This window comes from Salinispora cortesiana, assembly GCF_000484695.1.
Classification (GTDB): Bacteria; Actinomycetota; Actinomycetes; order Mycobacteriales; family Micromonosporaceae; genus Micromonospora; species Micromonospora cortesiana.
In genome coordinates this window covers 29,201-49,734 of sequence record NZ_AXVR01000037.1, presented here as the reverse complement: position 1 = coordinate 49,734, position 20,534 = coordinate 29,201, and the positions used below count along the sequence as shown (strand labels likewise).

Annotated in this window: 17 protein-coding genes and 1 pseudogene; 7 read left to right on the top strand and 11 right to left on the bottom strand. The window is 71.1% G+C overall.

Features of this window, described 5'->3' with window-relative positions; genetic code table 11:
* Positions 1–333: 333 nt before the first annotated feature.
* A pseudogene (locus K228_RS29605) lies at positions 334–735 on the top strand (flavin reductase); the annotation flags it as partial.
* A 34-nt stretch (positions 736–769) separates the two neighbouring features.
* On the opposite strand, the gene K228_RS0116585 reads toward K228_RS29605, so the two are convergent.
* Entirely contained in the window at positions 770–1,024 is a 255-nt protein-coding gene (locus K228_RS0116585; RefSeq protein WP_018218167.1) for a Smr/MutS family protein, read from the bottom strand.
* A 112-nt stretch (positions 1,025–1,136) separates the two neighbouring features.
* Entirely contained in the window at positions 1,137–1,499 is a 363-nt protein-coding gene (locus K228_RS0116580; RefSeq protein WP_025619445.1) for a tetratricopeptide repeat protein, read from the bottom strand.
* A 210-nt stretch (positions 1,500–1,709) separates the two neighbouring features.
* Between K228_RS0116580 and K228_RS0116575 the strand changes: the two genes are divergently transcribed.
* Complete coding sequence (locus K228_RS0116575; protein WP_025619444.1) at positions 1,710–2,435, top strand: methyltransferase domain-containing protein; 726 nt, start codon at positions 1,710–1,712, stop codon at positions 2,433–2,435.
* 2 nt (positions 2,436–2,437) lie between these two features.
* On the opposite strand, the gene K228_RS0116570 is transcribed toward K228_RS0116575, so the two are convergent.
* Positions 2,438–5,224, bottom strand: coding sequence for an ATP-binding protein (locus tag K228_RS0116570; RefSeq protein WP_033776999.1), 2,787 nt, complete (start codon positions 5,222–5,224; stop codon positions 2,438–2,440).
* Between the two features lie 116 nt (positions 5,225–5,340).
* A complete protein-coding gene (locus tag K228_RS27320; protein ID WP_025619442.1) occupies positions 5,341–5,553 on the bottom strand; it encodes an FmdB family zinc ribbon protein in 213 nt (70 codons plus the stop codon).
* A 38-nt stretch (positions 5,554–5,591) separates the two neighbouring features.
* Here K228_RS27320 and K228_RS0116560 point away from each other — a divergent pair, with 38 nt between their 5' ends.
* The 3 genes from K228_RS0116560 (at position 5,592) to K228_RS0116550 (ending at position 11,338) form a co-directional block, all read left to right on the top strand.
* A complete protein-coding gene (locus K228_RS0116560) occupies positions 5,592–6,887 on the top strand; it encodes a lytic murein transglycosylase (RefSeq protein WP_050581000.1) in 1,296 nt (431 codons plus the stop codon).
* A gap of 71 nt (positions 6,888–6,958) precedes the next feature.
* Complete coding sequence (locus K228_RS0116555; RefSeq protein ID WP_025619440.1) at positions 6,959–8,011, top strand: GNAT family N-acetyltransferase; 1,053 nt, start codon at positions 6,959–6,961, stop codon at positions 8,009–8,011.
* A 51-nt stretch (positions 8,012–8,062) separates the two neighbouring features.
* Positions 8,063–11,338 carry a lamin tail domain-containing protein gene (locus tag K228_RS0116550; protein WP_025619439.1) on the top strand — a complete coding sequence of 1,092 codons (3,276 nt, stop codon included), beginning with the start codon at positions 8,063–8,065 and terminating at the stop codon, positions 11,336–11,338.
* Positions 11,339–11,509: 171 nt separating this feature from the next.
* Here K228_RS0116550 and hemB read toward each other — a convergent pair whose 3' ends face one another.
* The 5 genes from hemB to K228_RS0116520 are packed head-to-tail and all read right to left on the bottom strand — an operon-like array spanning position 11,510 to position 17,186.
* Entirely contained in the window at positions 11,510–12,493 is a 984-nt protein-coding gene (gene hemB, locus K228_RS0116545; protein ID WP_025619438.1) for a porphobilinogen synthase, read from the bottom strand.
* Positions 12,494–12,506: 13 nt separating this feature from the next.
* Positions 12,507–14,087: a bifunctional uroporphyrinogen-III C-methyltransferase/uroporphyrinogen-III synthase gene (locus K228_RS0116535; RefSeq protein WP_025619437.1), complete on the bottom strand. Its 1,581-nt coding sequence runs from the start codon at positions 14,085–14,087 to the stop codon at positions 12,507–12,509.
* Positions 14,084–15,052: a hydroxymethylbilane synthase gene (gene hemC / locus K228_RS0116530; RefSeq protein WP_025619436.1), complete on the bottom strand. Its 969-nt coding sequence runs from the start codon at positions 15,050–15,052 to the stop codon at positions 14,084–14,086. Before hemC ends, K228_RS0116535 begins: the two co-directional genes overlap by 4 nt.
* The gene (locus tag K228_RS0116525; protein ID WP_025619435.1) at positions 15,052–16,419 is read right to left on the bottom strand and encodes a glutamyl-tRNA reductase; all 1,368 of its coding nucleotides are present in this window, start codon (positions 16,417–16,419) and stop codon (positions 15,052–15,054) included. The genes hemC and K228_RS0116525 overlap by 1 nt, the downstream gene beginning before the upstream one ends.
* On the bottom strand, positions 16,416–17,186 hold the full coding sequence (locus tag K228_RS0116520; protein ID WP_025619434.1) for a redox-sensing transcriptional repressor Rex: 771 nt from the start codon (positions 17,184–17,186) through the stop codon (positions 16,416–16,418). Before K228_RS0116520 ends, K228_RS0116525 begins: the two co-directional genes overlap by 4 nt.
* A gap of 394 nt (positions 17,187–17,580) precedes the next feature.
* On the opposite strand from K228_RS0116520, the gene K228_RS0116515 reads away from it, so the two are divergent.
* Together K228_RS0116515 and K228_RS0116510 are read left to right on the top strand one after the other, a co-directional pair.
* Entirely contained in the window at positions 17,581–18,897 is a 1,317-nt protein-coding gene (locus K228_RS0116515) for a sensor histidine kinase (RefSeq protein WP_025619433.1), read from the top strand.
* 10 nt (positions 18,898–18,907) lie between these two features.
* On the top strand, positions 18,908–19,549 hold the full coding sequence (locus tag K228_RS0116510; protein ID WP_025619432.1) for a response regulator: 642 nt from the start codon (positions 18,908–18,910) through the stop codon (positions 19,547–19,549).
* A 13-nt stretch (positions 19,550–19,562) separates the two neighbouring features.
* On the opposite strand, the gene K228_RS0116505 is transcribed toward K228_RS0116510, so the two are convergent.
* Together K228_RS0116505 and K228_RS0116500 are read right to left on the bottom strand one after the other, a co-directional pair.
* Complete coding sequence (locus K228_RS0116505; protein ID WP_025619431.1) at positions 19,563–20,210, bottom strand: HAD family hydrolase; 648 nt, start codon at positions 20,208–20,210, stop codon at positions 19,563–19,565.
* Positions 20,211–20,232: 22 nt separating this feature from the next.
* The gene (locus K228_RS0116500; RefSeq protein ID WP_025619430.1) at positions 20,233–20,484 is read right to left on the bottom strand and encodes a glutaredoxin family protein; all 252 of its coding nucleotides are present in this window, start codon (positions 20,482–20,484) and stop codon (positions 20,233–20,235) included.
* Positions 20,485–20,534: the final 50 nt, after the last annotated feature.

Below are 20,534 nucleotides of genomic sequence, written 5' to 3'. Positions count from 1 at the left end.
CAATCTGCCGGCGTGGATGGTTCAGCCCACCGTCGCCAACCCTCAGGTAGGCCGCGTCGGCTGGCTCACCCCGGCCCAGCAGTGGCGAGCCAACGGAGGTCGCTGGTGACCGCGCACCAGCCCGTCCAGAGCGCCGACAGGCGAGGCTGAGGGGACGTCGATGGTTGTCGTTGCTACTGCCATAGTCGTTGGGCTCGCCGTTGGGGTGATCCTGGGCCTGGTGACCAAATGCCGTTCGGGTAGTTGGTGCCCCCGGTGTGGTGACCTCAAGCGCTGCCTACGTGACCACGACACGCGCGGGAGCCGGCGGTGGTGAGAAAGGCACACGACCCCATGCGCCCGCTGTGGCGGTGCCGGGCCTGCGGCGCCGACTGGCCCTGCCAGCCCGCGCGGCTCGCGTTGCTGGCCGAGTATCGCGGCAGGAGGTCAGCGCTGCTGGCCCACCAGGGCAAGCTCCTGGCCGAAGCATCTGATCAGCTATCCCGACTCAACGGCACCAGACCGGACCTCAGGCAGAGGTTTGTCGACTGGTGCTGGCAGGCGGAACCCGAACACCCCACAACCAACGCCTTCGAGCCGGCAGACCTGGACCCAGACCTGGTGTTCCGCGGAATCGAAATGATCATCCGTAGCCACTGGGGAGGACGGACCTGCCCCCGGTGCGTGAACAACGGTTGTCCGCATCTCGACTGGGCCGACGACTGGCTGGCCCACCTACGACGATCACCGCACGGCAATCAGGCAGAGCGCCCCGGGCAGCGTTTCGTCACTACTTCCAACGGAAGTGCACGAAGACCCGGCCGAAATTCTTCGAGTCCTTCTCCACCCGGTGATAGAGCGCCTTGACATCCTTCTGATCAAGGAACCGCAGCACCCGCTTCTTGAGCTGGCCGGACCCCTTGCCTGGGATGATCTCCACCAGGGTGGCCTTCTTCGCCACCGCCTCGTCGATGATTCCGCGCAGGGCCCGGTCGATGTCGGTGCCCCGGTTGTAGATGTCGTGTAGGTCCAGCTTCAGCTTCACCGCCGGGCCTCCACCGGGTCGATTCCGTTGCCAGCACCATCGTAGGTGGCGGGGCGGGCGACGGGGCCGCCCGGTGATCGGCGCCGACGCGCAGTAGCCGGACGACTGAGGGTCAGCGACCGACCCGGGCCTGCACTCGGTGCAACGCCGCCTGGTAGTCGGCGTTGCCATGGTGCATCGCCGCCGCGATCCGCAGGTGCCGCAACGCGTCCACCGGCCGATTCAGCCGCTCCAGCGTCCGACCCAACACGTGGTGGGCGTAGTGGTCACTCGGGTCCCGATCAACCAACTCACGTAGCTGCTCTTCGGCTCGACCGAGCTGCGCCGAGGAGAAGTATGCCCGGGCCAGCAGTTGACGCACGGCGGTGTTGCCGGGCTCGGCCGCGAGGATGGGCTCGAGCAGCCGAGCCGCTTCATGCGGGTCCCCAGCTTCGAAGTATCGGGTCGCCCGTCGATACTCGGCCAGCAGATCCATCCGACCCACCCCCTCATGTCGTGTCGGCACCCTGCCACCACCGGCACGGTGGACACCCGGCACACCAGCCGGCGGCAGCCGTCCTACCGGTTGAGAATAGGTTCACCGGTCGGGGGCGGGAACCCGAAGCGACCCACAGCCGGTCTCCGCCCGCCGAGACAGGAGGCATACCGAGCGAGTTTCCGGGTAACGGGCGGCCGGAGGTGGGCCATGGTCGCGCTGACACAGACACCGCCCTCAGCCCAACGGCTGCGGGCGGTTGACGAGTTCCTCGCCGAGGCCTGGGCAGACCAGGCGCGGCACGACAGCCGGCTGCGGGATCTCGCCGTCGAGGTGGACTTCGACCGGGGCGTAGCCCACCTGACCGGAGAGGTCGATGAGCCGGGTGACCTACGTCTGGTGCGGGACCGGGTCGGCCGGCTCGCCGGGGTCCTGGCCGTCTGGGCTCGGGTCCGGGTCGGCGGCCGGAATCCGGTCGTGGTGGACCTGGGCTGTGGGGGGACCAAGCAGTGGCCGGACAACCTGGGCCTGGACATCTACCCCGCGGTCGGGGTCGACGCGGTAGCCGACCTGTCGCGCACCCTGCCGCTGGCCGACAACTCGGTGGACGTCTTCTTCGCCGTCCATATCCTGGAACACCTGATCGACTTCCTGCCGTTGGTGGACGAGGCGCACCGGGTGCTCCGGCCCGGTGGCGTCCTGCACGTGATGAGCCCCTGGTGGGGGCATGTCAACGCGGTCGCCGACCCCACCCACGTACGGCTGCTCGACATCCAGACCATCAAGGGCATCTGCCTCCAACGCCCACCGGACGCTCCGCGCTGGTACCCCCTGCACGCCGGCTGTGACGGGGCCAGCATCTTCGCCGACCTGACCCTCCTGCCGCCCGGTGCGCCAACCCCCACGCAGGCCCACCTGGCTCGCTTCTTCGCCTGAGCTCAGTCGGGCTCGGGACCGACCCGGGTGGGGTCCGGCGCGCTCGGGGCACGAAGAGGCCGTTCCCGGGGGCTGACGAGTGCGGATGGGGCGACCCCAGCGGCGAAACGGGTCGAATCAGCGGCCAGGTCCGGGTGTTCGACTCCGAGCGCAACCGCCGCCGCCTCCCGAATGCCCAACACCGCACCCTCGCCGTACGTCCGGTCGAAGACGACATCGCCGAGCGCCGACCGCACCTGCGCCTGCCACCGCGCAAGGTAGTCGCCGTTGATGCCCGGCGCCGCCCCCAGGGCGGCCCCCCGCGCCTGCCCCGCGCCGAAGAGTCGGGCGGCGGTCAACGGATCGCCCCCCGCGGCACAGCGCACCGCAATCGCCTGCAGCGTGTCACAGGCACGGCGGTGGAAACCGTGCGCCATCCGGGACCGCAGCGAGACCAACAGATGCTCGTGCGCGGCGATCAGGTCGCCGCGGGCGAGCGCCACCAGGCCGAGCAGCATGTCCACCGTCCGGCGGCCCCGTTCCACCGGGCGGGCCGCCTCCACCGGGCGGGCCGCACCGAGCAGCTCTGCTGCCTCCCCCAGGGCACCGCGACGCCACAGCAACTCCGCCAGGCTGAGGACGGCGAAGAGGGCATCTTCGACCACGTCCTGCCGCTGCGCCCAGTCGATGACGTCCCGGCACACCTGTTCTGCCTCGGCGAACTGCCCTAGGTCGACCAGGGGAGCCGCTCGGCTGGCCAACACCCGGGCCAGCAGGCCGGCGTCACCGGCCCGCCGGGCCACCGTCTCCGCCTGCTCCGACAAGCGCAGCTCCTCGACGAAGTCGCCGTCCGCCCCCGCGTGCAACGAATGCGCGTGGTGCGCCGCCGCCAGCTCCGCGTCCGGGATGTGCTCACCGGTCTCGACGCTCCGGTCGTACAGCCGGGACGACCAGAGCCGGCCCTTCCCGGCCAGGCCGCGCTCCCGCCACCATTGGTCCAGCCCGACGACGAGCGCGAGCCCCGCCCGGGCGCTACCACCCGTCGCGCACCACCGAAGCGCGGCCCGCAGCTCCCCGGCCAACGGATCGAACGCGTACAGCGAGAGCGTTACCGGCCGGCCGTCCGGCCCCAGGCCCAACCGCTGTAGCGCGTGTGCGGCCCAGGCCACGTGTCGATCCCGCGCCGCCTGCTCCTCGCCCGCCGCCACCAACCGGCCGGCCGCGTAGGCGCGAATCGGGTCAAGCATTCGATAGGTGCTACCACCGACCTCCGGCTCGGCCAACACCATCGACTTCTCCACCAGCACCGACAGCGGGCCGAGCGGGTCGCCGTCCAACAGCCACTCCACCGTTGCCAGATCCACCGGCCCGGCGAACACCGCCAGCCAGCGCAGCAGCCGGGCCGCCTCCGCGCCCAGCTGCTGGTACGACCAGCGGAGGTTCGCCTGCATGCTGTAGTGCCGCACGGCCAGCCCGGTCTCGGCATCGCCCCGGCCGGCGTCGAGGGCACCCAGAACGTCGTCGAGACGGTCGGCGAGCTGCCCGACCGAGAGCACCCGCAGCCGGGCAGCGGCCAGTTCGATGGCGAGCGGCAGGCCATCCAATCGACGTACGACCCGACGCAGGTCCACCCACTCCGCCGGGTCGGGCCGCCGACCGCCCCGCGCCGCCGTGGCGCGGTCGAGCAGCAGGGCAACCGCGTCGCTCTCCGCTCCGGCCATCGGCGGGTCGACCGGGAGTGGCGGAATTCGCCACACCACCTCACCGGGAAGTCTGAACGACTCCCGACTGGTCGCGAGCACCCGCACCCCCACCCCACCGGCGAGCAGCTGGGAGATCACCTGGGCTGACGCCGCCAGCTGGGCGTCACCGGTGTCCAGCAGCATCAGCATCCGGCGGGCCGCGGCGTACTCCACCAGGGTGTCCACCATTGAGCGGCCTGGCTCCGGGCGGAGGCCGAGCCCGGCGGCGACCGCGTACGCCACCAGCCCCGGCTCTGCCACCGTGGAGAGGTCAACGAACCAGACACCGTCCGGATGAGACTCGACCAGGTCGGCGGCGAGCTCCACCGCCAGCCGGGTCTTGCCGGATCCCCCGGCGCCGACCACCGTGACCAGGCGATAGTTCTCCACCAACCGGCGCAGCTCGGCCCACTCAGCCTGTCGGCCGACGAACGAGGTGACCGAGGTGGGCAGGTTGTGTGCCGCCGCGTCAGCGGTACGCGGACGCGGAAACTGCCGTTCCAGACCGGCTGCGGTCAGCTGGAAGAGCCGTTCCCGGTCGTCGAAGCCACGCAGTCGGTGCAGGCCCAGGTCGAGTAGGGAGGCACCGCCGGGCAACGGGTGGGCGTGCTGGGCGGTCGCCGCGGAGCAGAGCACCTGTCCACCGTGCGCAGCGGCGGCGATCCGGGCGGCCCGGTGCACCTCCGCACTCACGTACTCGCCATCGCGGGGCTCCGCCCACCCGGTGTGCAGCCCCATCCTCACCCGCGGGGTGGCATCCGGCGTCGGCCAGTCGTGGTTGGTCAGGGCACGTTGGGCGGCCAGGCAGGCGGTCAGCGCGGCGGATGCGTCGGCAAAGGCCAGGAAGAACGAGTCACCCTCGGTGAGTAGCTCCGCCCCCTTGGTGGCGACAATGGTCCGGCGCAGCAGGCGCCGATGTTCCCGTAGCACCGGCCGGTAGTCCGGCCCGAGCAGTTGGGCCAGCCGGGTGGAGCCCTCGATGTCGGTGAAGACGAAGGTCACCCACCCGGTCGGGAGGTGGATCCGTGGCGACATGCGTGGAACCTCCGCCCAGGACGTCTGGTTCATGCTGCCTGAATCCAGCCCGTCACGCATCGCGAGAATGACGGCCGGTTCTGCTCCAACGTGCCACTCCTCGCCGACGTCGGCAAGCGCGGTGCGACGTCGACGAATCGAATGCCGACTCAGCAGCCGCAGCCACCGCCGCAGCAGCCACCACCTGTGGTGGGAGCGGTCCCGCCCGGCCCGCTACGACTAATTGTCGCGACCGCGGAAAGGAGTTTGACTGTGTCGTCGTGCCCCTGCCGGCAGCGGGCCGGCTCGGCGGCTCGGGACATGGGCCGGTTGACCTCGAAGGTGTCACCGCAGACGCGGCAACGGAACTCGTACCGGGGCATGCCTCCAGCCTACGACCGCCCCGGACGAACAGCCGGACATGGGTAATACTCGACAGGTGGTGGACGGCGAGCAGAACCAGACCCTCCGGCCCCTGCGCCCGGCCACACCGGGTGGGGGAGCGCAGAGTGGATCCGACGTGGCCGCCGGCCGTCGGCCCGGGCCGGTGCCCCGGCCGCGCCGACCCTGGCTGCAACCGCCGACGGCCCCAGACGCGAAGCCGGCACCGGACCCGAACGCGAAGCCAACACCGGACCCGAACGCGAAGCCGACGCGGGACCCGGACGCGAAGCCAACACCGGACCCGAACGCGAAGCCAACACCGGACCCCGACGCGAAGCCGGTCGACGAGGCCGAACCAGCCGATTCTGGCGACGCGGACCTGGCCGACGAGGTCGAATCGTCCGGCGACCCGGCCGGGCCGGAGCGGGCCGCGAGAGTCCGGCGGCGCCGAAGCCCCTTCGCGCACGCCATCCGCGTCTCGCCCAGCCGCTTGGCGGTCGGCGCGGCGCGTTCGGTCCACCGCTGGTCGCGACGCCCCAGCGGCCAGCTCACCCTCCCCGGCGGCTTCCTGCTGCTCCTGGTCGCGGCGACCGTGGCGGCTGGAGCCCTGCTGGTGCCTGCCACGGTGCGCTCCGGCCCGAACATCGCTGCCGCCACCGCCGGCGACACGGCCGCACCGACCTCCGTGCCCGACGGGCCGCCCGCCGGCATCCTGCCCCCACCGGACGCCACGTTGACCGCCCCGCCCCCCGGTCTCGGCCGACCCGCCGACACGCTCGCAAGTTGGGCAGCCCAGACCGCTCCGAAGGTCGACATCGCACCGGTCGCGTTGCAGGCCTACGGCTACGCCGAACTGGTCCTCGCCCAGACCAACCGCAGCTGCGGCCTGAGCTGGACCACGCTCGCCGCGATCGGGCACGTCGAGTCGGCACACGGGCAGGCCAACAACGCCCGGCTCGGCTCGGATGGTCGGGCCGCCCCGGAGATCATCGGCCTGCCGCTAGACGGGCAGGGCGGGCGGATGCTGATCCGCGACACCGACCGCGGCACGCTGGACCAGGACGCCACCTATGACCGGGCGATCGGGCCGATGCAGTTCATTCCGACCACCTGGCAGGAGATCGGGGCCGACGCGGACAACGATGGCCGCAAGGACCCGCACGACATCGATGACGCCGCCCTGGCCGCCGCGAACTACCTGTGCAAGGGTGGCCGGAATCTGACCATCGCCGCCGACTGGTGGAACGCCATCCTGTCGTACAACGATGTGCGGCAGTACGCTCAGGACGTCTTCGACAAAGCCAACCAGTACGGGCAGGCAAGCCGGAGCTGACATGATCACCCACGTTTCCGGGAAATCCCCTACTTCCCCAGAGCAGCGGTAGACGGCAAGCTAGACGGGTGATGATGCGCGAATGGGACCTTCGGGCCGCGTCGTCCGCCGAGATGGTGTCCCTGCTGGACACGTTGAACGCGGTCCTCGCCGCCGATCTGCCGCAGGACCCGCCCTGGCAGGGGAGCTTCCTGCGGGAGTACCTGACCGAGATGATGCCGGGCGAACGGCGGATCTCCTGGGTGGCTGTGCCCGACCCGGCCCAGGGCGGCGAGGTGGCCGTGCCGGGGATGGTCAACGTGCTGCTGCTCGGCAGCATCGGCGTACTCGAGGTGTTGGTGCACCCGTCGGCACGCCGCAGCGGCCTCGGCCACGAGCTGGTCCTGACCGCCGCCCGCCGGGTCTACCAGGAGGGGTTCCAGACGATCGGCGTGGAGGTTGTCGGCGACACCCCGGCGGTCGCCTTCTTCCAGTCGCTCGGGTTCACCCGAGAGTACGTCGAAAACCGAAGCGTGCTCGACCTGGCCGGAGTGGACTGGGTGGAGCTGGGCAGGACGGCCGACGGCGTCAGCCCGGGGTATGACGTGCAGTTCCATCCCGGTGGGCTGCCCGATCAACTCATCGACGCGTACGCGCGGGCCAAGGCGGAGGCCCGCGATGTCGAGGAGGGCGAGCTCCGCCCCAGCTCCTACGACCCGCAGCGGCTCCGGGACAGCCTCGACTGCCTGCACCGACGGGGGATGACCCCGTACATCGTCCTCGCGCTACACAAGCAGACCGGGGAGGTGGCCGGGCTGACCGAGGTGGTGGTGCCGGCGCAGCACCCGACCCGGGCCGACCAGTACGACACGATCGTCGTACCGGCGCACCGTGGGCACGACATCGACCGGGCGATGAAGGCACGCATGCTGTTGGAGCTACGCTCGGCCGAGCCGGCGCTCACCGGAGTGCAGACCTGGAACGCGCAGGACAACGAGGCGATGCTGAAGGTCAACGCCGAGCTGGGCTACCGCCCCGACCGGGAGTGGTACGAGTACAGCGTTGACGTTGCCGAGTTGGTGCACCGGCTCGACGCCACCGCCAAGAATTCATCATCGGGATCTTCGGGGGATAGAGCGAGGTAGGGCGCACCCTCTAACCTGCGCTCGTTCCCATCCACCCACCGTGGAGGCTCCATGCGCCCGCGCCGCGCACTCGCCGTCTTCGCCACCGTCACCGCTACCGCGAGCATCGCGGCCGTCGGGGTCACGCCCGGCACCGCCACCGCCGCCCCCACCGACCTGTTCATCTCCGAGTACGTCGAAGGCTCGTCCAACAACAAGGCGATCGAGCTCTTCAACGGCACCGGCGCGCCGGTCGACCTCGCCACCGGCGGCTATCAACTGCTGCTCTACTTCAACGGCTCCACCACGCCGACCACCACCGCCCTCACCGGCACGGTTGCGGCGGGAGACGTATTTGTCTTCGCCCACTCCTCGGCGAACGCGGCGATCCTCGCCCAGGCCGACCAGGTCACCGGTGCCGGGCTCTTCAACGGCGACGACGCGGTCGTGCTGCGCCGCGGCAGCACCGTGCTCGACGCGATCGGTCAGGTGGGCGTCGATCCGGGCAGCGGGTGGGGCACCGGCCTGACCAACACCGCCAACCACACCCTCCGCCGGCTTGGCGGCATCACCTCGGGGGACACCGATCCCGGCGACAGCTTCGATCCGGCCACCGAGTGGGCCGGCTTCGACACCGACACGGTGGACGGGCTCGGCGCGCACCACCTCGGCGACGGCCCGGTAGACACCCCCGCCACCATCACCTGCGGCGATCCCCTGGTTACGCCGGCGGGCACCGCGGCGTCCCGGGAGGTCACCGCGACCGACCCGGACGATGAGATCGTCGACCTGGCAGTCACGTCAGTCAGCCCGACGCCGGCCACCGGCACGATCAGCCGGACGGCGTTCACCCCGGCCGGAGCGGTCGGTGGCACCGCTCAGGCCACCGTCAGCGCAAGCGCCGACCTGGCCGCCGGGGCGTACTCGGTGGTCCTGACCGCCACCGACACCGACGGCACCACCGCGACCTGCACCCTGCCGGTGCAGGCCACCCGAGAGCTGACGGTCGGCGAGGTGCAGGGCCCGACCACCGACGCCGAGGAGGGCGCCACCGACCGCTCGCCGCTCGCGCCGACCAGCGGCAACGGTGCCAGCAACGCGCGGTACGACGTCCGCGGAGTGGTCACCCAGCGCACCCTGGCCCGCGACTCCGCTGGTCGGGACCAGCACGGGTTCTTCCTCCAAAGCCGCGCCGACGCGACCGACGGCGATCCCACCAGCTCCGACGGCATCTTCGTCTTCATGGGCTCGCACCCGTCACTCATCGGCGGCTACGTGCCGACCGTCGGCGACGAGGTTGTGCTCCACGCCCGGGTCTCCGAGTACTACCACATGACGCAGCTCTCCAGCGCCTTGCTGGTCCGGCGGATCTCCACCGGGCTGGACGTGGACCGAGTGGTCACGGTGACCGACGCGGCGCCCCCGACCGATCTGGCCGACGCGGAACGCTTCTGGGAACGGCACGAGGGGGCCCGGCTGCGGGTGCGCGCGGAGAGTCAGACGGTGAGCGGGCGCAACGTCTTCGCCTCCACCGCCGACGCCGAGACCTGGCTGGTCGACCGGGATGACCCGCTCCTGGACCGGAGCGACCCGCACACCCGCCGGGTGTTCCGCGACGCCCACCCGCTGGACAACGACCCCACCCAGATCTTCGACGACGGTAACGGCCAGCGGATCATGCTGGGCAGCCTGGGCGTCAAGGCCGCCAGCGGCGACAACACCACCCTGCTCCCACCGGCACGCACCTTCGACACGCTGACGGACGACGCGGTGGGCGGCCTCTACTACTCGTTCCAGAAGTACGGCGTCCAGGTCGAGTCCGCGGCGTTCGCGGCCGGAGCCGACCCGGCAACGAACCACCCACCGCAGCCAGCCCAGCGGTCGACGGAGTACGCGGTCGCCGCGTACAACGTGGAGAACCTCTACGACTTCCGCGACGACCCCTTCGACGGCTGCGACTTTGCCGGAAATGACGGCTGCACCGGCGTACGGCCGCCCTTCGACTACGTGCCGGACAGCGAGCAGGAGTACCGGGACCAGCTCGCCGCGCTCGCCGACCAGATCACCAACGACCTGCACTCCCCCGACCTGATCCTGGTCCAGGAGACCGAGGATCAGGACATCTGCGTGGTTGACGGCGGCACGCTGGTCTGCGGTAGCACCGACGACGCCGACGGCGCTCCGGATTCGCTGCAGGAGCTCGCGCTGACCATCGGCGACAACGGTGGCCCGTCCTACGCGGCTGCCTACGACCGCAGCGGCGCCGATGCCCGGGGCATCACCTCGGCCTTCCTCTACCGCACCGACCGGGTCGCGCTGGCCGAGGCGACCGTCGACGATCCACTGCTCGGCGCCGCCCCAACCGTCCAGTACCGCGCGCCCGGGCTGCCATCCAACGCCGACGTGCAGAACCCCAAGGCACTCAACGCGGTCCTTCCGCCCGACGTGGACACCAGCACCGGCAAGGACGGCGACAACGTTTTCACCCGCGCGCCGCAGCTCGGCCGGTTCACGATCGCCGCCGCCCCCGGTTCGGGGGAACGGCTCACGCTCTGGGCGGCCAGCAACCACTACTCGTCCGGCCCCGACCGCCGGGTGGGGCAGCGCCGGGAGCAGGCGGCGTACGGCGCTGCGATCGTCTCCGCGGTCGCGGCGGCGGACCCGGACGCCCGAGTGGTGTTCGGCGGGGACCTGAACGTCTTTCCCCGTCCCGACGATCCGATCGCGACAGCCGCGGACCCGACCCCGTCGGACCAGCTCGCTCCCCTGTACGAGGTGGGGCTGCGCAACCTCTGGGATGACCTGCTCGCCGACGCGCCGTCGTCCGCCTACTCGTACAGCTTCGCCGGCCAGGCCCAGACGCTGGACCACCTCTTCGTCACCGCGGCGCTCCATAATGAGCTCGTACAGATGCGGGCCGCGCACATCAACGCCGACTGGCCGGCGGAGTACGCGGGGGACGGATCGCGCGGCGCCAGCGACCACGATCCGCAGGTGGCCCGGTTCCGGTCGCGCCCGACGCTGACCGTCGCCGACGCCTCGGTGGTCGAAGGCGATCGGGGCAGCAGCGAGCTGGCCTTCCCGGTCACCGTCTCGCGTCCCCTCTCCGAGCCGGCCCTGGTCTGTGCCCTGACCCTGGGCCGAAGCGCGCGGCCTGGCGTTGACTACCGGTCATACGCCGGTTGCCAGACGCTGCAGGCTGGCCACACAACGTTGACCTTCCCGGTGTCGGTGCGCGGCGACCGGAAACAAGAGGCCGACGAGACGTTGACTCTGCTGGTAATCGGTGGCCCTGGGATCCGAAACGCCGATCCGCTCGGCACCGGGACCATCATCAACGACGACTGACCGCCGCTGACATCACCACCGGCGACTGAAAAACCCTGGAGGTCACCTCTCGGTGACTGAAACACCCTGGAAGTCACCACGGCCCGCCGGCCCGGTCGAGTACCGGGCCCGCGGGCCGTGGCGATGCTACGGACCCGGCTGGCGGCGATGGGCCGACCGGGCGCGGCGGCGTCAGTAGCGCTGACGCAGCAGTTGCGCGGCCTCGACCGCCCAGTAGGTGAGGATGATCTGGGCTCCGGCCCGACGGATCGAGGTGAGCGTCTCCAGCATCACCTTCTCACGGTCGATCCAGCCGTTCGCGGCAGCCGCCTCGACCATCGCGTACTCGCCGGAGACCTGGTAGGCGGCGACCGGAACGTCCACGGCGGCCCGGACCGCCGCGACCACGTCGAGGTACGGCAGCGCCGGCTTGACCATCACCATGTCGGCGCCCTCGGCCACATCCAGCGCCACCTCGCGCAGGGACTCCCGCAGGTTCGCCGGATCCTGCTGGTAGGTCCGACGGTCGCCGTCCAGTGTCGACTCCACCGCGTCCCGGAACGGGCCGAAGAACGCGGACGCGTACTTCGCCGCGTAGGCGAGGATGGTCACGTCCTGGTGGCCGGCGGCGTCCAGCGCCCGCCGAACCGCGCCGACCTGACCATCCATCATTCCGGACGGCCCGACCACGTGCACCCCGGCCTGGGCTTGCGCCACCGCCATCTCGGCATAGGCGGCGAGGGTGGCGTCGTTCGCCACCGACCCGTCGGACGCCAACACACCGCAGTGCCCGTGCGAGGTGAACTCGTCCAGACAGAGGTCGCTCATCACCACGGTGGCGTCGCCCACCTCGGAGACGACGTCCCGGATGGCCGCGTTGAGGATGCCGTTCGGGTTGGCCCCACCGGAGCCGCGCTCGTCCCGGTCGGCCGGAACCCCGAAGAGCATGATCCCGCCGACCCCGGCCTGAGCCGCCGCCACCGCGGCCTTGCGGAGCGACTCCCGGGAGTGCTGAAGCACCCCCGGCAGGGACGGCACGGACCGGGGCTCGGTCAACCCCTCCTTGACGAACATCGGCACGACCAGCTCGGCCGGGTCGACGCGAGTCTCGGCGACCAGCCGCCGCAGGGCCGGGCTACGGCGCAGCCGTCGGGGTCGCATCTCGGGATACGGCACGGGTCCTCCAGGGTCAGCGGAACCGGAGGGCGGTCGGCCCCTGCACCTTCGAGCCGCGCCGCTGCTTCGCCGGCATCGCGGCGAGCTTCTCGCGCAGCTCGACGGCGTAGCCGGCCAGCGCCTCCACCAGGTCGGGGACCGAGGCGTGCGGTGGCTGCACGTCAACCCGAAGGCCGAACTCGGTGGCGGTCTCCGCCGTCTTGGGCCCAATAACCGCAACAACGGTACGCGCGTGTGGCTTCCCGGCGATGCCGACCAGATTCCGGACCGTGGACGACGAGGTGAAGAGCACCGCGTCGAACCCACCCGACTTGATCGCGTCGCGGATCTCGGCCGGCGGCGGCGCCGCCCGGACCGTCCGGTAGGCGGTCACGTCGTCAACCTCCCAGCCGCGCTCGGTGAGCCCGGCGGCGAGTGTCTCGGTGGCGATGTCGGCGCGCGGCAGCAGCACCCGACCGACCGGGTCGAGCACCTCGTCGTGCGGCGAGAACTCGGCCAGCAGCCCCTCCGAGGACTGCTCCCCGGCGGGGATCAGCTCCGGCCGGATTCCGAAGGCGCGCACCGCGTCGGCGGTCGCGTCGCCGATGCAGGCGATCTTCACACCGCCGAAGTGACGCGCGTCGAGGCCGTGCTCGGCGAACTTCTCCCAGACCGCGCGGACCGCGTTCACCGAAGTGAAGATCACCCAGGCGTACCGGCCGTCGACCAGTCCCTTGACCGCCCGCTCCATCTGCGCCGGGGTACGCGGCGGCTCGACCGCGATGGTCGGCACCTCGCAGGGGATCGCGCCGTACGCGCGCAGTCGGGCGCTCATCACCCCCGCCTGCTCCTTGGTCCGCGGGACGAGCACCTTCCAGCCGTACAGCGGGCGGTTCTCCCACCAGCTGAGCTTGTCCCGCTGGCCGACGCCCTCGCCGAGAGTGAGCACGACCCGGCCGGTGAACCCGAGCGCCGCCGCGACGAAGGACTCCACCGTCGACGTGGTCGTGTACTGGGTCTCGCCGGTGCCGTCGCCGGTCACGCCGACCGCGGTCGCATCGTCGACTCCGGCGGCGAGCAACCCGTCCCGGATCGCGGCGAGGTCACCAGCGTCCACCGCGAGGGCCAGCGGACCCCGGGTGACGGCGGCGGCCAGCGCCTCGAAGTCGAGCGTGGTGACATCCTCGACGTCGGCCGCCGTCCGGACCCCGGGCAGCGGCACACCCGCGTAGGTCGCCACCCCCTCGGCCTGGCCGACGCCCGGGACCACCTCGAACTGGCCGGCGGTGCGGGCGACCGCCTGCACCTCCCGGACCACCGCGTCGTGGCCGAATGGGTCACCGGCGACCAGGTGCACCGCGTTCAGCCCGGAGCGGGCCGCCGAGATCAGGACCTTCGCCACGTCGCCCGACCCGCCCTCGGCCAGGGTTAGCTGAGCCTCCTGCTTCGCCTGGGCGCGGACGACATCGAGCAGCGCCTCGGGGACTCCCCGGTCATATACCACCTGGTCGGCGCTGACCAGGGCGTCGTATCCCCGGCGGGTCAGCAGGCCCGGATCGCCGGGACCGGCCCCGACGAACACGATGCGGCCTACGGGCTTACGGGTGCGGGTCATACTGTGCTCCCAAATTGCTGGGTCCCCGGGCCAAGGTTCCGTTGCTGGCCGAGGATCGAGTCGGCGCCGAGGTCGAGAAGATCAGTGGCGAGGGCCTTACCGATCTCCACCGCGTCGGCGGGCGTTCCGGTGCGGGACAGCCGGAGGTCACGAGTTCCGTCCGGACTGATCACCGCCCCGCGCAGGTAGATCTCTTCACCGACGTCGCCTTCGGCGAGTTCGGCGTAGGCGGCGACCGGGGCACTGCACCCGGCCTCCAGGGTGGCGAGCAGCGCCCGCTCCGCGACGACCGTGGCGCGGGACGGTGCGTGGTCGAGTACCGCGAGCAGCTCGACCAGAGCCGAATCGTCGGACCGACACTCCACTGCCAGCGCCCCCTGGGCGGGAGCGGGCAGCATCAGCATCAGATCGAGCGTCTCGGTGATCGTGTCGGTGCGACCCAGGCGGGACAGCCCGGCCCGGGCCAGGACCACCGCGTCCAGGTCGGCCTCCGGCCCGAGCACCCGCCCCAGCCGGGTACCGACGTTACCCCGGATCGGCTGGACCTCGAGCTGAAGCCCAAGCGCGTGCAGCTGGGCGATACGCCGCAGCGCACCGGTGCCGACCCGGGCGCCGGGCGGCAGCTCGGCGAGGGTACGACCGTCGGTGGCCACAAGCGCGTCCCGGGGATCCTGCCGGGCTGGGACGGCGGCGACGTACAGGCCGGGGGCCGCCGCGGTCGGCAGGTCCTTGTACGAGTGCACCGCGAAGTCGATGCTGCCCGCAGCGAGGGCGTCCCGGAGCGCGGAGACGAACACACCGACACCGAGCTGGTGCACCGGGGCCGTCGAGCGGTCACCGGTGGTCACCACCTCGACCAGCTCCACCGGGGTGCCGGTGGCCGCGGTGAGGGCCGCCGCGACCTGCCCGGACTGGGCCATCGCCAGGGCGCTGCCCCGAGTACCGAGACGTAGGGGGACCTTCATCACTCACCTCCGGTGGACAGCGGCTCGGCGTCGCCGCCGAACTGGGGATCGATGTCGGACACCACCACATTGGGGACGGTGCCGACCGCGGAGGTCTGCGGCACCTCCAGGTCGAAGAGCTCACGCAGCAGCGCCGCGTACTGGTCGCCGCCGGGCTCGGCGGCGAGCTGGCGGACCCGTACGGTCGGCTGGTGCAGCAGGCGCTGGACGACCCGGTGCACCGTCCGGGCGACCTCGGCCCGCTGTTCGTCGGTCAGATCCGGGCGACGCTGGCCGAGCCGGCCCAGCTCCGTGGCGACCACGTCGTCGGCACGCCCCCGCAGCGCGGCCACGGTCGGCGCGACGTCAGCTCCTCGCAGCCAGGTGAGGAAGGCGTCAACTTCGGCGGCGACGATCTGCTCCACCGCGGCGGCGTCGGCGGCGACGGGGCCGTCGGCGACCAGTGCCGCCATCCGGTCGATGTCGATCACCTGGACGCCGGGCAGCTCGGCCACGCCCGGCTCGACATCCCGCGGGACGGCCAGGTCGAGCAGGACCAGCGGCCCCCGGGATGGGTCCCGACCAGCAAGTGCCTGGGTCACCACCGACCGGGTGAGGACCGCCTCGGGGGCGGCTGTGGCAGCCACTACGATATCCACTGTGGAAAGCGTTTCGGTGAGGTCGGCGATCGGCACGGCGGTCGCGCCGTACGACTCGGCCAGCCGGACCGCTCGGTCGGCACCCCGGTTGGTCACGGTGACCGGCCCGGCACCCAACCGGGAGAGGGTGGCCACGCCCAGCGAGCCCATCGCTCCCGCCCCCACCACCAGCGCGGGGCGGCCGGCCAGGTCCCGGTCGAGCAGCTCGGCAGCGAGGCCGAGCGCGGCAGTGACGACGCTCTGCCCGGCCCGGTCGATACCGGTCTCGGAATGGGCTCGCTTCCCCACCCGCAGGGCCTGCTGCATCAGCTCGTGCAGCAGGCGGTCGACGGTCTCCGCCCCAGATGCCCAGTGGTACGCGTCCCGGAGCTGGCCGAGGATCTGGGCCTCGCCCACAACCATGGAGTCCAGCCCGGCGGCGACCCGAAAGACGTGGTTGACCGCCGCGGCGTCGAAGTGCACGTACAGGTGGTCGGCGAGGGCTGTCGGCTGGCAGCCCGTCGGCTCGGCCAGGACGGCACAGATGTCGCCGAGGCCGCCGTGGAAACCGGACACGACGGCGTACACCTCCACCCGGTTACAGGTGGAGACGAGCACGGCCTCACTCACGTACGGCTGCGCTACCAGGCGGGTCAGGACGCGGGGGAGGTCGGCGGGGGTGACCGTGAGTCGCTCCAGAGCGGCGACCGGGGCGGTGCGGTAAGACGCGCCGACGACTAGCAGCTTCACGTGCCGATCGCCTCCTGGGGGTCGGTGGCGGCGAGGCTACCCGGCAATGGGGTGAGGGGGGCCTCGCCGGCGGCGGGAAGTGCGGTCAGGGACGCCTTACGGTGCTCGTGGAAGGACAGGATCTGCAGCTCGACGGCGAGGTCGACCTTACGTACGTCAACCCCGTCCGGCACGGTCAGCACGCAGGGCGCGAAGTTCAGGATGCTGGTGACTCCGCCGGCGACGAGCCGGTCGGCGACCCGCTGCGCGGCGGCGGCCGGGGTGGCGATCACACCGATCGCGATCGACTCCTCGGTGGCGACCCGGGACAGCTCGTCCACGTGCCGGACGACCAGACCATTGATCTCCTCACCGACCCGAACGGGGTCGGAGTCGAAGAGCGCGGCGATGCGGAAGCCACGGGTGGCGAAACCGTCGTAGCCAGCGAGGGCGTGACCGAGGTTACCCACCCCGACCAGGGCGACCGTCCGCCGCTGAGTTAGCCCCAGGACGTACTCGATCTGATCGATCAGCAGGGCTACGTCGTAGCCAACACCCCGGGTGCCGTAGGAACCAAGGTGCGACAAATCCTTGCGGAGTTTGGCGGAATTGACTCCCGCAGCCGTGGCCAACCACTCACTGGAGACCGTCTCATGACCATTTTCGGCCAGGTTGTGCAGGGCCCGGAGATACTCGGGAAGCCGGGCGACGGTCGCCTCCGGCAGGTCCGGCAACGCCGGCACGGCGACAGGGCGTTCGGGCGCGCCGGGCGGGCGGTGCTGACTCATGAAACTCCGTGCGGTGGGATCCTGGGCCAACTCCGCCGGGCCGGGTCGGGACTCCCGCTGGCCACCGAGGAGACCGGCTGTGCTAGCGGGGCGGGTCGGAACTACAGAGTAAGCGCTTGTGAAGACACGCACAAATCGCGATCTTGGTCGCCCACGACGCGACTCCACCCGGCCCCCCCGTTCCACAAGATCAATGTCTCGACTTCGCCCACGCCGTCCGGCGATTATTACTCAATTAAGACTTCTCTGACCAATCACACGGGGGGCGCGTCGCCCACTTCCCGCTGGGCGTGGTAACACCAGCGCCAGCAACGGGCGTGGTAGCGCCAGCACCTCCAGACTTTCGGCGGCAGGCAGGATGGGTTGGTTCGGTCGCACTGCCTAGCCTCGGGGTATGACCGCCACCCGCGGGGCCGCCACCCCCGCTTCCCACCCGCTGCGCAACCTGCTCCGCCAACTCCTGCGCGACTCGGGCTACGTACTCTCCGGCCTACCTCTCGCCGTGGCTGGCTTCGTGGTGGCCGTCACCGGGTTCACCCTCAGCCTGGGCCTGCTGGTGACCACGCTGGGCCTGCCGGTCCTGGCCGGCACGTTCTACGCCGTCCGGGTGCTGGCCGACATCGAACGGCTCCGGCTGCCCACCGTACTGAGCGCGCCTCGGATCCGCCCCGTCTACCGGGGCCCCGATCCGGATGCCAATTTCTGGCGCCGGGTCCTGGCACCGGTACGCGATCCGCAGTCGTGGCTCGACCTGCTCCACGCATTCAGCAAGCTACTGGTGGCGGTGCCGGCCTTCGTCATCCTGGTCTGCTGGTGGGTACTGGCACTCGCCGGCATCTACTACGCAGCATATGATCGGTACATTCCGTACGACGCAGACAGCGTGTCCCTCAGCGAACTCCTCGGGATGGGCGATGGCGCCGGTGCCCGCATCTTCCTGAACACCGCCATTGGTGTCTTCGCCCTGCTCACCCTGCCGCTGGTAGTCCGCGCGTGCGCGCGGACCGAGGGTGGCCTGGCCCGCGCTCTGCTCACCGGGGTCGCCGAGTTGCGCAACCGGATCACCACCCTCGAAGAACAGAAACGAGCAGCCGCCTCCGCCGAGGCGAATGCGCTGCGCAAGCTGGAGCGAGACATCCACGACGGGCCACAGCAACGGCTGGTTCGACTCGCGATGGACCTCAGCCGGGCCCGCGATCAGCTCACCAGCAACCCGGAGGCGGCCGGGCACACGCTCGACGAGGCGGTTGGCCAGACCCGGGAGACCCTCAGCGAGCTGCGTGCGCTGTCCCGGGGCATCGCACCGCCCATCCTGGTTGACCGCGGACTGCCGAGCGCCCTCGCGGCGCTGGCCGGGCGCGGGCTGATCCCGATCGAGCTGCAGGTTGACACCGCGCTCGGCGAGCCCGGCGGCCGGCTCGACCCAGCGGTGGAGAGCACCGCGTACTTCGTGGTCGCCGAGGCGCTCACCAACGTCGCCAAACACAGCCGGGCCACCGAGTGCCGGGTATTCGTGGAGCGGGCCGGACGGCGACTGCGGGTCGGCATCGACGACGACGGCCAGGGCGGCGCGCACCTGGCCAAGGGGCACGGGCTGGTTGGCATCGCGGACCGGATCCGGGCAGCCGGCGGGCAGCTCCATGTGACCAGTCCCGCCGGCGGCCCCACCGCGATCCGGGCCGAGCTCCCCGCGACGACCGGAAAGTGGTAGGAACACAGCCATGCGGATCGTGATCGCTGATGATGCCGTCCTGCTCCGAGAAGGGCTGATTCGACTCCTCACCGAACGCGGCCATCAGGTGGTGGCCGCCGTCGGTGACGGCGATGCCCTGGTGCAGGCGGTGGTCACCCACCACCCCGACGTGTCGATCGTTGACGTACGAATGCCGCCGTCACACACCGACGAGGGGCTCCGAGCTGCCGTCCAAGCGCGTGCGCTGGTGCCGGCGGCGCCGATCCTGGTGCTCTCCCAGTACGTCGAGGTGTCCTACGCCGACGACCTCCTGGCCACCGGGGTCGGCGTCGGCTACCTGCTCAAGGACCGGGTGGCCGCGATCGACGAGTTCCTCGACGCGCTGGACCGGGTCGCCGCCGGGGGCACCGTCCTCGACCCCGAGGTGATCACCCAGCTCTTCGCCCGCCGCCGCCGCGACGATCCGCTGCGGGCCCTGACCCCGCGCGAACGCGACGTACTGGGTCTGATGGCCGAGGGCCACTCCAACACCGCGATCGCCCGCACTCTGGTGGTGACCGACGGTGCGGTCGAGAAGCACGTCCGCAACATCTTCACCAAGCTCGACCTCCCACCCGACGTCGGGCAGCACCGCCGGGTTCGCGCTGTCCTGGCTTACCTCCGCGGCTGAGCCGGGCCCATGATCAATGCGAGTGGGCCAGGGCGACCGCCTCGGTGAGGGTCTCCGCGACCGGATGGCCGGAGGCCCGCAGCCGGGTGGGGTCGGTGAGACCCCCGGCGTAGAGGACCGCGCGGCCACCGACCGATCGGGCCGCCTCGGCGTCGTCGAGCGAGTCGCCGATCAGCACCACGTCCCGGCCGTCCAGCCCCAGCTCGGCCAGGTGCCGGGTCAATGACTCGGCCTTCCGGTCACCACCGACCTCAGTCCGGAGCCCGTCCACCCGCAGGAAGTGCTTGGTCAGTCCGTAGGTCTGCACAGTTGGCACCAGAGCCGCGTGGAACCACATGGACAGCAACGACTGGTTCCCGGGCCAGGACGAAATCGCGTCCACCGCGTCATGCGCCAGCGCACAGGTGGTCAGCCCGTCCAGATACGCCTCGTGGAAGATCTTGTCTAGCTGGCCGAACGCCGCCTCGTCCACGGCCTGCCCGAGCACCTCGGCGTAGTAGTCGGCGATCGGCCGCCGAAACCGAACCCGATGCTCGTCGGCGGTCACCGACGGCCCACCGACGCTGGCGAAGGCGACATTGGTCGATGCCACGATCAGGTCCAGATCATTGAGCAGGGTTCCGTTCCAGTCCCAGACCAGGTGCGGGTGCGCAGAACTCATCGCCGCACCCTACCTGGCACCCTCAGAGCTGAGGGGTGGTCAGGTCACGGAGCAACCGCTCCTCCTCGACCCGCCAGTAGCCGTGCTCCTTGCCGTCGAGCAGCACCACCGGCAGCCGGTCCCCGTACTCGCGCTCCAGCTCCACATCGTCGGTGACGTCCTTCTCCACCCACCGATCGTTGGTGACCGACACCACCCGTTCCAGCGCCGCCTTCGCGTCTTCGCAGAGGTGGCAATCAGGCCGGGTGATCAGGGTGAGGCGGGGTTCACGCATCGGTCTCCTCCGTCGGGACGGCCCCGGCCCGACGACCGGAGCAGTGTCTT